13 protein-coding genes and 1 riboswitch are annotated in these 13,646 nt (G+C 67.0%); of the genes, 8 read left to right on the forward strand and 5 right to left on the reverse strand.

The window, feature by feature from the left end; translation table 11 throughout:
• Nucleotides 1-57 precede the first annotated feature (57 nt).
• Genes ACWBU6_RS28090 through ACWBU6_RS28100 form a run of 3 tightly spaced genes read left to right on the forward strand, consistent with a single transcriptional unit; the run spans nucleotide 58 to nucleotide 3,042 of the window.
• Nucleotides 58-960 carry a GHMP family kinase ATP-binding protein gene (locus ACWBU6_RS28090; protein ID WP_452646613.1) on the forward strand — a complete coding sequence of 301 codons (903 nt, stop codon included), beginning with the start codon at nucleotides 58-60 and terminating at the stop codon, nucleotides 958-960.
• The gene (locus tag ACWBU6_RS28095; protein ID WP_452646614.1) at nucleotides 950-2,068 is read left to right on the forward strand and encodes a pyridoxal phosphate-dependent aminotransferase; all 1,119 of its coding nucleotides are present in this window, start codon (nucleotides 950-952) and stop codon (nucleotides 2,066-2,068) included. Before ACWBU6_RS28090 ends, ACWBU6_RS28095 begins: the two co-directional genes overlap by 11 nt.
• The gene (locus tag ACWBU6_RS28100) at nucleotides 2,068-3,042 is read left to right on the forward strand and encodes a PDR/VanB family oxidoreductase (RefSeq protein WP_452646615.1); all 975 of its coding nucleotides are present in this window, start codon (nucleotides 2,068-2,070) and stop codon (nucleotides 3,040-3,042) included. Before ACWBU6_RS28095 ends, ACWBU6_RS28100 begins: the two co-directional genes overlap by 1 nt.
• A 172-nt stretch (nucleotides 3,043-3,214) precedes the next feature.
• On the opposite strand, the gene ACWBU6_RS28105 is transcribed toward ACWBU6_RS28100, so the two are convergent.
• A complete protein-coding gene (locus tag ACWBU6_RS28105) occupies nucleotides 3,215-3,964 on the reverse strand; it encodes an SDR family oxidoreductase (protein ID WP_452646616.1) in 750 nt (249 codons plus the stop codon).
• 140 nt (nucleotides 3,965-4,104) lie between these two features.
• Here ACWBU6_RS28105 and ACWBU6_RS28110 point away from each other — a divergent pair, with 140 nt between their 5' ends.
• Entirely contained in the window at nucleotides 4,105-4,746 is a 642-nt protein-coding gene (locus ACWBU6_RS28110) for a TetR/AcrR family transcriptional regulator (RefSeq protein ID WP_452646617.1), read from the forward strand.
• Here the strand turns inward: ACWBU6_RS28110 and ACWBU6_RS28115 are convergent.
• From ACWBU6_RS28115 to ACWBU6_RS28130, 4 genes are all read right to left on the reverse strand, one after another.
• On the reverse strand, nucleotides 4,743-5,474 hold the full coding sequence (locus ACWBU6_RS28115; RefSeq protein ID WP_452646618.1) for a LuxR C-terminal-related transcriptional regulator: 732 nt from the start codon (nucleotides 5,472-5,474) through the stop codon (nucleotides 4,743-4,745). The two genes, ACWBU6_RS28110 and ACWBU6_RS28115, sit on opposite strands and share 4 nt — an antisense overlap.
• A 409-nt stretch (nucleotides 5,475-5,883) precedes the next feature.
• Complete coding sequence (locus ACWBU6_RS28120; RefSeq protein ID WP_452646619.1) at nucleotides 5,884-6,237, reverse strand: hypothetical protein; 354 nt, start codon at nucleotides 6,235-6,237, stop codon at nucleotides 5,884-5,886.
• A complete protein-coding gene (locus ACWBU6_RS28125) occupies nucleotides 6,234-6,677 on the reverse strand; it encodes a MotA/TolQ/ExbB proton channel family protein (RefSeq protein WP_452646620.1) in 444 nt (147 codons plus the stop codon). The genes ACWBU6_RS28120 and ACWBU6_RS28125 overlap by 4 nt, the downstream gene beginning before the upstream one ends.
• Entirely contained in the window at nucleotides 6,674-11,110 is a 4,437-nt protein-coding gene (locus tag ACWBU6_RS28130; protein WP_452646621.1) for a cobaltochelatase subunit CobN, read from the reverse strand. Before ACWBU6_RS28130 ends, ACWBU6_RS28125 begins: the two co-directional genes overlap by 4 nt.
• A gap of 39 nt (nucleotides 11,111-11,149) precedes the next feature.
• Nucleotides 11,150-11,366: riboswitch (cobalamin riboswitch) on the reverse strand.
• Nucleotides 11,367-11,517: 151 nt separating this feature from the next.
• Here ACWBU6_RS28130 and ACWBU6_RS28135 point away from each other — a divergent pair.
• Genes ACWBU6_RS28135 through ACWBU6_RS28150 form a run of 4 tightly spaced genes read left to right on the forward strand, consistent with a single transcriptional unit; the run spans nucleotide 11,518 to nucleotide 13,573 of the window.
• Nucleotides 11,518-11,823, forward strand: coding sequence for a hypothetical protein (locus ACWBU6_RS28135; RefSeq protein ID WP_452646622.1), 306 nt, complete (start codon nucleotides 11,518-11,520; stop codon nucleotides 11,821-11,823).
• A 24-nt stretch (nucleotides 11,824-11,847) separates the two neighbouring features.
• The gene (locus tag ACWBU6_RS28140; protein ID WP_452646623.1) at nucleotides 11,848-12,105 is read left to right on the forward strand and encodes a YkgJ family cysteine cluster protein; all 258 of its coding nucleotides are present in this window, start codon (nucleotides 11,848-11,850) and stop codon (nucleotides 12,103-12,105) included.
• Between the two features lie 14 nt (nucleotides 12,106-12,119).
• A complete protein-coding gene (locus ACWBU6_RS28145) occupies nucleotides 12,120-12,380 on the forward strand; it encodes a YkgJ family cysteine cluster protein (RefSeq protein WP_452646624.1) in 261 nt (86 codons plus the stop codon).
• A 50-nt stretch (nucleotides 12,381-12,430) separates the two neighbouring features.
• A complete protein-coding gene (locus ACWBU6_RS28150) occupies nucleotides 12,431-13,573 on the forward strand; it encodes an MFS transporter (RefSeq protein WP_452646625.1) in 1,143 nt (380 codons plus the stop codon).
• Nucleotides 13,574-13,646: the final 73 nt, after the last annotated feature.

The following is a 13,646-nucleotide window of genomic DNA, read 5'->3' on the forward strand; positions in this document are numbered from 1 at the left end:
AGACGCGCCGGCCCCGCGCCGGCGCACATCCGTTGTTCCCACCAAAAGGAAACCATCATGCAAGCGACATCCATTGGCGTTGACGCAGCTTCCGCATTGCGTCTGAAAGCGCCTGGCACCTGCGGTGAACTGATGCAAGGCGCCATCGACGAACAGGACTTTCTGGTCAACTGCCCGGTCAACCTGTTCTCCTACGCCACCGTCGAAGAAACCGACGACGGCCTGCACCTGTCGGACCTGAACCGCTTTACCAAGATCCGCGACACCATCTCCCTGGCCGCGCACGAATACGCCTTCCGCCTCGGCCACAAGGTGGCCATCCACAGCGACATCCCGCGCGGCAAGGGCATGGCGTCCAGCTCGGCCGACATCACTGCCGCGCTGGAAGCCGTGTGCCGCAGCGCCGAGGTGCGCCTGGACGCGCAGCTGTTTGCGCGCCTGGTCACCGAGATCGAACCATCCGACTGCGTCCATTTCCCCGGCATTGCGGAAGTGAACCACCTGACCGGCCGCCTGATCGATTCCATGCCGGCGCCGGCCGACCTCAATGTGCTGGTGGTCGATTGCGGCGGCGAGATCGACACCATCGGCTTCGACCGCAAGAAAGCGCGCGCCATCTACCGCCAGAACCAGCCCTACCTGAAGGATGCCCTGGCCATGCTGAAGCGCGGCCTGCGCCATGCCGACCCGCTGGCCGTGGCGGAAGCGGCCACCGCCAGCGCCAGGCTGAGCCAGCAGATCCACCTCAAGCCGCAGTTCGACGAAATGCTGGCCGTCAGCCGCGAGCTTGGTGCCCTTGGCGTCAACTGCGCCCACAGCGGCACCGTGCTGGGCGTGATGTATCGCGCCAGCGACCGCCTGGGCGACACCCTCAAACACGCCATCACACAGCGCTTTGGCAAGAGCGTCGAGATTGTCGGCGACTTCAAGATTATCAGCGGAGGATGCTATGACTGCTAACAACCTGGACATCTTCCAGACCCGGTTCCACAACCCGTCCATTTTTGCGATCCGTTCGCGCACCAAGTTCCAGGGCAAGCTGACCGACTTCTGCGTGCCGGCCAATTCCTACTTCCCGCCGCCGCAGATGCTGGAGCTGATTGCGCAGAACATGGGCGATATCCTCAAGTACTACCCGGACTATTCGCCGGTGTACCAGGAAGCGATCGCCGACCTGGTCGGCACGCCGGCCGAGAACATCGTGGTGGCCAACGGCATCACCGAGATCATCACCATCCTGTGCCGCGACAGCAGCGGCCCGATCCTGACCTCGGTACCCACCTTTGGCCGCTGGACCGACCTGCCGCCGGAATTCAACATCCCGGTCCACTTCGTGCAGCGCGAGCGCGCGCGCGACTTCGTGATCGGCGCGGACGACGTGATCGCCCGGGCGCGCGAGACCGGCGCCCGGACTGTCGTCATCTGCAACCCGAACAACCCGACCGGCGCCTGGTTCAGCAGCGACGACATCCGCAAGATGGCGCGCGAGCTGTCCGATATCGACAGCCTGGTCATCGACGAATCCTTCATCGAGTTTTCCGGCCTGGAGAGCGCGGAAGCGCTGGCGATGGAGTCGTCCAATGTGATCGTGGTCAAGAGCATGGGCAAGTCGCTCGGCTGGCATGGCGTGCGCCTGGGCTACGCCGTGGCCAATACGCGCGCCGCGGCCATCCTGCGCGCCAAGGTCCCGTACTGGAACGTGAACGGCTTGGCCGGCTTCGTGCTGAAGAACATCGGCCAGTTCAAGGAGCTCTACAAGCAAAGCTTCGTCAAGGTCGCCGAGGACCGCGAGTACATGTATCGCCAGCTGCAGACGGTACCGGGCCTGAAGACCTATCCGTCCAAGTGCAACTTCCTGTTCAGCGAACTGCCGCAAGGCGTCTCGGGCAAGCAGGTACGCGATATCCTGCTCGAGCAGTATGGCCTGGTGATCCGCGAATGCAGCAACAAGGCCGGATCGACCGAACAGTACCTGCGCAGCGTGGTGCGCGTGCGCGCCGACGCCGACCAGCTGGTGGCCGCGCTGACCGAAGTGCTGGCGGCCTACGCGCCGGCCGAGGCGGCGTGATGGCAGCCGCACCGATGGCGCCGCAGCTGCTGGTGCGGGTCGCGCAGCGGCGCGAAGAGGCGCTTGGCATCGCCAGCTTCGAGCTGCGTGCGCTGGACGGCGGCGCGCTGCCGCCCTTCACTGCCGGCGCCCATATCGACGTGCAGGCGCCGAACGGCATCGTGCGCCAGTATTCGATCTGCAGCTCGCCGCTGGAGCGCGGCCGCTACCTGCTTGGCATCCTGGACGATCCCGCGTCGCGCGGCGGCTCGCGTGCCATGCATGAGGAAATCGTCACCGACGACGTGCTGTGCATCAGCGCCCCGCGCAACCACTTCGCCCTGGTTCCCGCCAGGCGCAGCTTGCTGCTGGGCGGCGGCATCGGCATCACGCCGATGCTGGCGATGGCGGCGGAACTGGCGGCACAAGGCCGCGACTTCGAGCTGCACTACTGCGCCCGTTCGCGCGAACGCGCCGCCTTCCTCGACCTGATCGCCCAGTCGCCGTGGGCCGGCCGCGCCGTGCTGCACATCGATGACGAGGGACCGTACCAGTTGTTCAACGCCGACGCGCTGCTGGCGGTGCCGGACGCCGATACGCATGTCTACGTCTGCGGTCCGGCAGGTTTCATCGCCCACGTGCGCGAGCGCGCGGCAGCGCATGGCTGGCCATCGGCACACGTGCATGTCGAACACTTCGCGCCCCCGGCGCAGGACCTGCCCGAGCCGGGCGCTTTCGACGTGCGCATTGCCAGCACCGGCAAAGTGATCCGCGTCGGCGCCGACCAGACGGTGGCCGGCGTGTTGGGCGAACATGGCATCTGCATTCCGCTTTCGTGCAACGAGGGCATGTGCGGCACCTGCATTACCGGCGTCCTGGAGGGCACCCCCGAACATCGCGACTGCTACTTCACGGAGGAGGAAAAGGCGCGCAATGACCAGTTCATGCCCTGCTGCTCCCGCTCGCTGGACCACACCCTGGTGCTCGACCTGTGAAAAGACTCTTCGCGGGTGAGCGGGCGATTCGGACCTTGCCGCTGCTGGCACGGCGCGAACTTCCCGGTCATCCGCGATGAACCGAAAAAAAGGCGCCATACGGCGCCTAAACACTGGGAGACCTATCTCCTGTCGTGACATCGAAAAGCCCGCCGTAGCGGGCTTCGATGCATTACAGCGTCGCCATGCCGCCGTCGAACAGGATGTTCTCGCCGATCATGTAGGAGGAATCGTCGCTTGCCAGGAACAGCACGGCTTTTGCGACTTCATCCGGCTGGCCAAAGCGCGAAGCCGGCACTTTTGCCATCAGCTGGCCGGCCCATTCCTGCACCGCTTCCGGTGGCAGGCCAAGCTTGCCGTAGATCGGGGTTTCGATCAGGCCAGGGCTGATGACGTTGACGCGCACGCCGCGCGGGGTCAGTTCGGTCGACAGCGTACGTGCCAGCGAGCGCACGGCAGCCTTGGTGGCCGAGTACACCGCCAGGCCAGCCACGCCCTGCTCGACCAGGGTGGTGCCGGTCAGCACCACGCTCGATGGGTTGTTCAGCATCGACAGCACGCTTTGCACGGTGTAGATCACGCCCTTGAAGTTGACATCGACCTGGTTGTCGATGTGCTTGGCGTCGACGTCCGAGAACGGCATCGGCTGGGCGATGCCGGCGTTGGCGAATACCACGTCCAGGCTGCCGAACACCGATTTCAGCTTGGCCGCCACGCCGGCCATGTCCGCTGCCGAGGATACGTCGGCGCGCAGCGCCAGGACGCCTTCGCCCAGTTCCTTGCCGGCCGCTTCGACGCGCTGCGCGTCCTGGCCGATGATCGCTACGCGTGCGCCTTCTTTCAGGAACAGCTTGGCCGTCGCCAGGCCGATGCCAGTGGTGCCGCCGGTGATCAGAGCGGTTTTGCCAGTCAGTCTACCCATCATCTTCTCCTTGAAAGGCCGCCCTGCGAAGAGCGGCAAAAATTGAAAAATACCGGTCCGTCTTGATTTATGTACCGATAGGTATTTAATATACCGGTTAGTATAATATTCGTCAACCAAACGAACGACTGGAGATCACCATGCCCCGAGAACGCGGCCGTCCCCGCACCTTCGATATCGATCACGCCCTGGACCGGGCGGTCGAGGTGTTCTGGAAGCATGGCTACCAGGATGCTTCCCTGCACGAGCTGACCGATGCGATGGGCCTGTCCAAGCCGAGCCTGTACGCGGCCTTTGGCGACAAGGAAGCCCTGTACCTGAAAGGCTTGCAGCGCTACCTGTCGCTGCTGATCACGCGCCACGCGGCCAAGCTCAACGACGAGGCGGACGGCCGCACGGCGCTGGAAGGCTTCCTGCGCTCTTTGGCCGGCATGCTGGCCGACCCGGACCTGCCGGGCGGCTGCTTCATCATCAACGGCACCGCCGATTGCGGCGGCTCGAGCATTCCTGCTTCGGTGGAGATGGCATTGCGCACGGCCCTGCAGGGTACCGAGACGATGGTGCTGCAACGCCTGGCGCGGGCAGAGCAGGATGGCCAGTTGCCGGCCGCGATGACGCCGCAGGCCATGGCCGCCCTGTTCAGCTCATTGATTGCCGGACTGGCGGTGATGGCCAAGAGCGGCGCGGGCCAGGCCAAGCTGCTGACGGTGATCGAGACGGCGATGGCGGTCTGGCCCAGCACGCCGGCACCCGTACGCAAGCGCCAGCTGAAGGCTGCTTAGACTTCGATCAGCCCGGAGGAGATGGCCTTGGCCACGGCGTGCCCGCGGGTGGAAGCATTCAGCTTGGCCAGCAGGTTGCTGACGTGGATCTTCACCGTCCACGAGCTGATGCCGAGGATGGAGGCCATTTCCGAGTTGGACTTGCCGCCGCAGATCCACTTAAGCACTTCCTGCTCGCGCTCCGTGAGGATCTTCTTGGGACGCTTGTTGCCGAATTCCTCGACGTGGGTCAGGGCGTAATGCAAGTGCGGCGCCAGCAGTTGCAGCAGGAAAGCCGTCTCGCGGTTCCACTGCTCAAGGTTGCCGAACGTGAAGTAGCAGGCATGCTCCTGGCTCAGGCTCATCACCCCGTGGATGGCAACGTTGCGGATGCCGTGGCGCTCGGCCTTGGCCAGCCAGGCGCGGTCGCCCGGCAGCAGCAGCGCTGAATCCGGATCGATGAATACCGGGCTGCGCGTCTCAACCCAGCGCCGCAGTGCGGGGCATGGGCAGTGGTTGTCTTCGACCACAAAACCGTTCATGAACGCGGCAGGGAAGCTGAGATTGACCGCTTCCACAATACGCCGGTCGGCCATGCGCATGCAGCCGCAGGCGAACATGGCGTGGGGCAGCACGTCGCGCAGGCGCGGGCCTACGACGGTGTTGAAATCCTGCAGCGTCGATACGTTGTGGCAAGCCTGAATGAAGGCGGCAACGGCGGCGGTCTGTTCTGTACTGAGGCTGTTCATGGCGTCTGTCAACTCTGAAGGTGCGTACAACCAATGTCGAGATCCTGTTCGGCGAATTTCGTACCGATAGGTATTTAATGTAGCGAAGTATATAAAATTTGTCAATATTCGGGTCTGTTCGAAAGAGCTATGGGCGGACCGCCCCCTGACAGCGGATTGAATCCGTTTGTTGTTTTTTATATAATTTTACCGGATGTCGGCGGCACGGAACCTATCCACATGACAGTTTCCTGCCGCTCCGCCGCCCGCAGCATGGACATGCCTGGGGCGACGGTATGTTCATAGTGGGCCAGGGCAGGGAAACGGGAATCGGTACTGCCACCTAATTTCTATGGCGGCAAGTACCTAATTTGAGCCTTGACGGCTTAGTGAGCGCCCCGCAGCGCGAGACGCAGGAAGGGATGGGGGCTTACCTGGCGCCGCTTGCTTGGCTTTTCGCTGGCTCGATCAGCACCAGCTGGCCAGTCTTGGGGTCGCGGAAGACTTCGCCGACCCGGTCGTAGCCGCTGCCCGCTTGCGTGACGCCGGCGGCCGGGCGCTCGATCTGGCGGCCCTTTTCCACCGGCTTGTGGCGCTGCGCGTCCTGGCTGCCGGCAATGGCGGCGATCAGGCCGCAGGCGAAGACCAGCATCACGTCGACCAGGTTGACCAGGCTGGCGCGCGGGTCTTCGTCGCTGTCGTCGAAGCGCGAGTCCAGGTGGCGGTACAGGCGCAGGCGCTTGCGGGCCGGGGCGGCGGCGCTGCCATGGACCTGGTCGCTCATGCTGCGCGCTCCATGGCGTCCAGCGCTTCTTCGTACCAGCGGCGGCGCAGCTTGCCGATGACCAGGCCGGCGATGCCGGCCACCAGGCCCAGCACCGTGGCGTCGAAGGCGACCGTCACGGCACTTGCCAGTTGCGCCGGGTTGCCTTGGCCGAGCGCGGCCAGGCCGGGGCCAAGGGGGATGATCGTGGCCATCAGGCCGAGCATCGGCGGGATGCGGGCCAGCAGGTCGGCGCGTTCGAGGCGGTGGCGGGCAAGGGCCTGGATGTGGGCGGCATTGCCGGCCTCACGGAGTTTTTTCAGGCCGCTGAAACGTTCGCCGGCGGCGATCCCTGCTTCAACTGCCGCCACGGCGCAAGCGGCCAGCAGGGCCAGCAGGGCCGGTGCGAGGAGGAGACTGACGCCGTCGTGCAGCCAGGCGTAGGTTTGGTTGTCGATCATTGGTGTACTCCTTTGTAAATAGGTGTTTGGCTGCCGCGCAGCAGCCCTGCTGCGAACAGCGCGATGCCGGCCGCGGCAGCGGCCAGCAGGGCAAGCAGCTTCATGGCGCGCTCGGCGGGAGACTGCGGCCGGTCTTCCGGCAGGCCGCGCAGTTCGTAAGCGCGCAGCGGCGCGGCCTGGGCCTCGGCCCGCACCACGCCGCCTGCAGCGCCGGCGCTGTGCGCCGTGGGGCGCCCTCGCAGGGCCGTGCCGGCACCGTCAGCCGGCGCCGCGAAGCCGGCCGGCGCATCGGCGCTGCGCGCAAGCGCGCCGACTGCCGCTGCGGCCGTGGCGCCTTCGTCGCCGCGTGCCTTGGCAAGGGTGGACGCCAGGGCTTGCGCATCGGCAGGGTCGAGCCGGGGCGAGAGCCATTGCCACATCGGGTGGTCGGGCGCGGCATGGCCGCTGCCGGGCAGGCCATTGGCGGCGACCAGGCGGGCCAGCTCGCCGCCCATTTTGCTGATGGTGGCATCGTCGGTCTTCCAGAAGCCCTTTTCCGCCGCCACCATGAAGATCGCCAGCATATGCGCCTTGGCGTGCGCGTTGTGGCGCTGGCCAAGGAATTGCGGCAGGCCGAGGCGATGCGCGTCGTCGAAGTAGACCGACTTCACCTCATCCCAGGCCCAGTTTTTCACCAGGTCCGGGCGCGTGACCTGCCAGCCCCACAGGTTCTCCAGGAACTCCTGGCCCATGGTGCGGGCGCCGGCGTAGCCTTGCCCCATCAGGGGCTTGATCCAGGCCGGATTCAGGAAGCGGCCACGCAGCTCGCCAAGCATGGCGGAGGCCAGCGGTTCAACATCGGCGCGCCCGGGCTGCGCGTGCTGCAGGATCAGCGCCTCCGGCACGCGGCCGGTGCGGCTCTCGATGGCCAGCGACAGGCCGCCCAGGTAATCGAAGGCGTCGTTGTTATCGAGCAGCCCGTACAGGTTGCTGGCGCGGCCATGGTAGGTGCGCGTGATGCCGTCCAGCGCAACGTCGAAGGCGGCGTGGCTCGACTCGCCGCTGGCGTCCAGGCCGTAGGCATGGCCCATGCGGTTGCGGTAGGCCTTGCCGATTTCGTCGCGCTCGCGCCAGGCCCCGGAGCGTTCGGTCAGGCGGTTGACGCCAGCGCCGTAGGCGCCGGGGGCATTGCCGAAGATGCGCTGAGCGGCGGCGCGGCCGGCTTCGGCCGGCGGCATGCCGCCGGCCTGCAAGGCGCGCACGCGCACCAGCCATTCGCGCGCCACGCGGTTGCCCGTTGTGGGCTCGCGGCCCCAGGCGGCGCTCGCACCTGTGCCGCCGCCGGCGCTGCCGCCCAGGGGCGCCAGTGCCGCCTCCAGGGCTTCGCGCAATGCCGGCTCCCGCTCGGCGATGCCGGCGGCGGAAGCGGCCAGCGACATGCGCCCGGCGCGGTCGACCAGGCGGATCAGGTTCGGGTACAGGTCGCGAAACAGGCCGGAGGTGGTCACCAGCGCATCGCGCCGCACAGCTCCCGGCACCAGGCGCACGTCGTTGACGATGCCGCGCGCGTTCCATACCGGCTCGGCGCCCATCATGGCCAGCGCGAAAGCCACCATCACGCCTTCATCGCGCACAGCGTCGGATGCCCACAGCAAGATGCCTTCGCTGCCGGCGTCGGAGCGCTCGCGCGCGGCAGCCTTGGCCGCCAGGCTGGAGCCCATCTGGTAGCCGATCCTGGTCGGCAGGATATCGCCATCGACCGCATGGAAGTTGCGGCCGGTAGGCAGCGCTTCCGGCGAACGCAAGGGATCGTTGCCCTTGCCCGGTTCAATGAAGCGGCCGTCCAGGCCTGCCAGCAGCCCGCGCATTTCATTCAGCGGCGAAGCGGCCAGCTTGCGCGCCACCTCGGGATCGTCGATACCGCCCTTCTTCATCGACTCCAGCATCAGTTCGATGGACTCCTGCTTCCACGGGCGGCCGAAAATGTGCAGGCCGTGCGGCATGAACTTTTCCTGCAGCTTGGTCAGGTAATGCCCGACCTCGTGCGCCAGCAGATCATCGTCGGCGGCATCGAAGCCGATGCCGCGCACGGCCAGCACGTCGGCCATCGACGCCTCCAGTTCCGCCTTCAGGTTCAGGGCCACCACGCGTTCGCGCATCAGCTGCGCCGCCTTTGCCTTCAGCGTTTCCGAACTGGCGGCCTCGTAACTCTCGACTATCTGGCGCAGCGACAGCAGTTCGTCATACAGCGGCGTCGAGGCCAATGGCGGAGTCAGGTGGTCGACCATCACTGCCAGGCCGCGGCGCTTGGCTTGCGTGCCTTCGCCGACGCCGTCCACGATGTAGGGATAAATGCCGGGCAGGTCGCCCGCGATCAGGCTGGGAAAATCGTCGCCCGACAGGCCGACCGCCTTGCCCGGCAAGAACTCGTAGGTGGAATGGCGGCCGACATGCACCAGCGCATCGGCCTTGAAGCGGTCACGCAGCCAGTGGTAGAAGGCCAGGTACTGGTGCGGCGGCGGCACGCTGGTGTTGGCGTGCAGCAGTTCTTCATCGACTTCCCAGCCGCGCGGCGGCTGCGGACCGATGAACACGTTGCCGAACACCAGTCCCGGCACCAGCAGCTTGCCGCCCTCGACCATGATCTTGCCGGGCGCCGCGCCCCAGCCCTTCAGGCCTTCGATGCCGTAGGCGGCCACGCGGCGGCGCAAGGGCTCCAGCGCAGCACAGCGGCGCGCCGCCCTGGCCTGCAGGCAGCCCGCATAGCCATCGGCCAGCGCGGCCAGGTCGCGGATCGCCGCCTGGCGCTGCGGATGGCCGGCGCCTTCCACCAGGTGCTGCAATTCCTTGATCACGACTTCGGCCTGCTTGCGGCCCAGCACCCATTCGCCGGCAGCTTCCGCTTCCAGCACGTCGGCATGCAGGCGCCCCAGCAGGCCATTGCTCATTTCGCCCCGTACGCGCGGCGGCAGCGTCGCGAACCACTTCGCGTAATCGGCTGCGCTGACGCTGTTCACGGAAGGCGCCAGCTCGCGCAAGGCGCCGCGGTCTTCCGGCAAGTTGACGCCGTGCGCCATGATGCGCTCGAGCAGCGCTTGCGGCGAGTCCGGCAATGCGCCGACCGCGTAGCCGGCGTCCTTCAGTGCGTGCAGCATGTCGAACAGCGAAGCCGGCACGTCGAGGTTGTCGGCGCCGATGTTCTGCCGGCCCGGCGGGTGGTTGTAGTAGACCAGCGCCACGCGCTTGTCGCGGTTCGGCTTGGCACGCAGCGCCAGCCAGCGGTCGACGCGTGCGGCCAGGCGTTCCGTTTCCGCCGCCAGCACTACCGGCGGGCGGTTCTCGATGCCGGTCAGCTTGTCGCGCTGCGGCTCGCCCAGCGCGGCCACCACGACAGGCTGGCCGATGCCCTGCAGCTCCGGCAGCGCCACCCGGTACTGCACCGAATCGGGCGGCAGGCCGTCCGGCGACAGGCGCCATTGCATGGCGGTGCGGTCGGACAGGCGGATCGCCTTGAACAAGGGAATGTCGAGCTTCTTGAACGCGCCGCTGACGGCCTCGCGTCCTTCGGCGGCACCCACGACGAAGTCCTGCAGCACCACCATGGCGGCCGGCACGGCGGGCGCAATCAGTTCCGGCAAGCGCTCCAGGGCCTCGCGCGAAGCGCCGCCCCAGCGCGGCAGCACCTGCACGCATTGCTGGCCGTTGCGCTCGATCCGGCGGCACACGGCATCCGGCACCGCGCCGTCCATGTTCGACAGGTCCAGCACGACCACCGTGGGGCGGGCCTGCAGGCCCAGTTGCGCCGCCCTGCCCCACGCTGCCGCATCGTGCAGTTCGCGCTGGCCGGCGCGCAGGCGCAGTGCCGGTTCCGGCAGCGGTTCGGCCAGGGCGGCGGACGGGTCGAGCAAGTGGGCGAACAAGGCCGCCGTGTTGTCGCGGCCACCGGCTTGCCATAGCTGGCGGGCTGCCAGCCACTGGGCCGCTGCGGGGCGCGCCCTGGCCGCCTGCAGCGCTGCTTGCGGCGGCTGCTCGGTCGACAGCTGGCGCAGCGTTTCCGGCGAAAATCCTTGCAGGTTGCCGTGCCGCCCGCGCGACAGCAGGCTGAGCGTGGCCTCGCCGTTCATGGCCAGCACTGTCGCTGGCGCACGGGCGTGGCGCGGCAAGGCTTCCTTCAGGCGCCGCGCCGGGTCGCCAAACAGCGCTACCGCCAGGATGCTGTCGGCCTGCGCCAGCCACTGGGCGGCCTGCTTGTCGTCGGCCGCCATCCACTGCGCCGCAGTGCGCAGGACGATGCGGTCGCGCGGATGGGCCGCCAGGTGGCGGTGCGCCGCCTCGATGGCGACAGGCGCAGCGCGTTCGGTGACGACGGCAAACAGCACGGCGGCATTGGCAGGCATGCAAGCGAATGCACAAAGCAGGACTGCGATGGTCCGGGCAAAGGTAATGGTAGGCACAGCGGATTTCCGAGCACGCAAAACCACACCCCGGGCTTCGCACAATCAAGGTGACTGGCCGGTCTTCTGGCTCGCCTTCATCCTCCGCTGGCCTGGCCTTCCCGTGCGATGCACAGTGGCGTTGGCCAGTTTCGTCCGGCTTACAGCAGCGGGGGCTGCGCCGGACTGGCGCAAGATGGCAATCCCGCGCGGCACCGGCTTCCCGTTTCACCTCCCGGCAGGCTTGCAGGAAGGCACCAATCACATAAACGTGCGCCATTCTAGCAGACGGCGCTGGGCGGACAATCTAGCCAGAAAAATAACGACTGTTGTTATAAAGATCCACTTCTGCGAAATGATTGGTAATTCGTGAGAATTAGGTATTTACTGCTAAGTACGCGTCAAAGAACGTGTCTGGGAGAGTAAAAATGCATAACAAGACAACATTACAAGTCCTGGCAGCCGCCTCCGGACTTGGGGATGAGCGCATCCAGGAACTGTGGGAAGGGGCGGATATGTATGCCCGTGCCCAGGCTGGGAATCCGGATTCGCCGCGCTACCAGCAAGTGCTGCACGAGCGCATGGCGGCCATGGTCGAACGCGAAGTGGCCAAACGCCATGCCGCGGACGGCGAACCTTGGGTGCTGGCCGATGCCCACCTGGGCCAGATCGAAGTGTCGCTGTCCGATGCCCTGAAAGCCTTCGGCAGCCGCACGCACCACGTTATCCACTAGCAAGGCAGCGCCGCAAACACGGCTGTGAACCGCACCCCGATCCCGTGCCGTCCACACTGCGGCGCCTGTTGTACGGCGCCCGCAATCTCCAGCCCGATCCCCGGCATGCCAGATGGCAAGCCGGCCGGCGTGCCCTGCATCCAGCTCGATTCACACAGGCGCTGCAAGCTGTATGGCTTGCCCGAACGCCCCCTCGTGTGCGTTCAATTCAGCGCCGACGAAGCGGTGTGCGGCGAGTCGCGCGAGCAGGCCATGCGCTGGCTGGGGTGGCCGACGCGGTAAAATATCGCCCCATCATGAGTTTCCAATGCCGCCCAGCCTGCGGCGCCTGCTGCACGGCGCCCTCGATCACTTCCCCGATTCCCGGTATGCCGCACGGCAAACCGGCCGGGGTGCGTTGCGTGCAACTGGGAGACGATGCACGCTGCAAGATTTTCGGCCAGCCTGAGCGCCCGGCGTTCTGCGCCGGCCTGCAGCCCTCGGCCGAGATGTGCGGCGAAACGCGCAGCCAGGCCATGCACTGGCTCAGTGCGCTCGAACTGGCCACCGCACCCTGAACACGCCTGCCGCCGGCATTGGAAACGATTCCCGGCTAGAATGTTCAGCCATGAACCAAACCATCGACCACCGCCACCGCCGCTCCACCCGCCTGGCTTTCCTGACGGCGGGCCTGGCCATGTCCGCCTGGGCGCCGCTGGTGCCCTATGCCAAGGAGCGCCTGCAGCTGGCGGAAGGCCCGCTCGGCCTGCTGCTGCTGTGCCTCGGCCTCGGCTCGCTGCTGGCAATGCCGCTGACCGGCGCGCTGGCGGCGCGTTTTGGCTGCCGCAAGGTGGTGCTGTGGTCGGCGCTGGCGGTCTGCCTGGCCCTGCCCGGCCTGGCGCTGGCGCCGACCCCCATCCTGCTCGGGCTGGTGCTGTTCGTGTTTGGTGCTGCGCTGGGCACCATGGACGTGGCCATGAACGTGCAGGCGGTGATGGTCGAAAAGGCCAGCGGCGGCGCCCTGATGTCGGGCTTCCACGGCATGTTCAGCCTGGGCGGCTTTGCCGGCGCAGGCGGCATGGCGCTGCTGCTGTGGCTTGGCAGCGGGCCGCTGGGCGCCTGCCTGGCCATCGCGGCGCTGATCGTGCTCCTGCTGTGGCGCGCCGCGCCCGACTTGCTGCACCAGCCGGAAGCGGGCGCAGGCGACGCGCCAGGCTTTGTCATGCCGCATGGCGCCGTGATCTTCATCGGCGCCCTGTGCTTCATCGTCTTCCTGGCCGAAGGCGCCATGCTGGACTGGAGCGCCGTGTTCCTGAGCGCCGAACGCGGCCTGGAAGAAGGTCGCGCCGGCCTCGGCTACGCCGCCTTTGCCATCGCCATGACGGTGGGCCGCCTGACCGGCGACCGCGTCGTGGCCCGCTGCGGCGGCCGCCGCGTGCTGCTGGCAGGCGGCCTGTGCGCCGCCGCCGGTTTCTTCACGGCAGTGGCCGCGCCGACGCCGGCCGTGGCGCTGGCCGGCTTCGTGCTGGTCGGCCTGGGCGCCTCGAACATCGTGCCCATCCTGTTTACTGCCGCCGGCAACCAGCGCGCCATGCCGGCCAGCCTGGCCATTGCCGCCATCACCACCATCGGCTACGCCGGCATCCTGGCCGGCCCGGCCCTGATCGGTTTCGTGGCCCACCTGTCCAGCCTGAACCTGGCCTTTTCCGTGCTTGGCGGCGCGCTGTTGCTGGTGGCCGCCAGCAGCCGCCTGGTGCGGGTCCACTCCTGATGCAGCGCAAACCGGCGCCCGGGCAACGGGGCTAACCTTGGATTATGTGCGTCGCCGGAGGACGCTCATGGTA

The sequence above is a fragment of the Pseudoduganella sp. HUAS MS19 genome (assembly GCF_053615455.1).

Coding starts and splice junctions, on each gene's coding strand:
- ACWBU6_RS28090 (WP_452646613.1), top strand. CDS start 58: ATGCAAGCGACATCCATTGGCGTTGACGCAGCTTCCGCATTGCGTCTG.
- ACWBU6_RS28095 (WP_452646614.1), top strand. CDS start 950: ATGACTGCTAACAACCTGGACATCTTCCAGACCCGGTTCCACAACCCG.
- ACWBU6_RS28100 (WP_452646615.1), top strand. CDS start 2,068: ATGGCAGCCGCACCGATGGCGCCGCAGCTGCTGGTGCGGGTCGCGCAG.
- ACWBU6_RS28105 (WP_452646616.1), bottom strand. CDS start 3,964: ATGGGTAGACTGACTGGCAAAACCGCTCTGATCACCGGCGGCACCACT.
- ACWBU6_RS28110 (WP_452646617.1), top strand. CDS start 4,105: ATGCCCCGAGAACGCGGCCGTCCCCGCACCTTCGATATCGATCACGCC.
- ACWBU6_RS28115 (WP_452646618.1), bottom strand. CDS start 5,474: ATGAACAGCCTCAGTACAGAACAGACCGCCGCCGTTGCCGCCTTCATT.
- ACWBU6_RS28120 (WP_452646619.1), bottom strand. CDS start 6,237: ATGAGCGACCAGGTCCATGGCAGCGCCGCCGCCCCGGCCCGCAAGCGC.
- ACWBU6_RS28125 (WP_452646620.1), bottom strand. CDS start 6,677: ATGATCGACAACCAAACCTACGCCTGGCTGCACGACGGCGTCAGTCTC.
- ACWBU6_RS28135 (WP_452646622.1), top strand. CDS start 11,518: ATGCATAACAAGACAACATTACAAGTCCTGGCAGCCGCCTCCGGACTT.
- ACWBU6_RS28145 (WP_452646624.1), top strand. CDS start 12,120: ATGAGTTTCCAATGCCGCCCAGCCTGCGGCGCCTGCTGCACGGCGCCC.
- ACWBU6_RS28150 (WP_452646625.1), top strand. CDS start 12,431: ATGAACCAAACCATCGACCACCGCCACCGCCGCTCCACCCGCCTGGCT.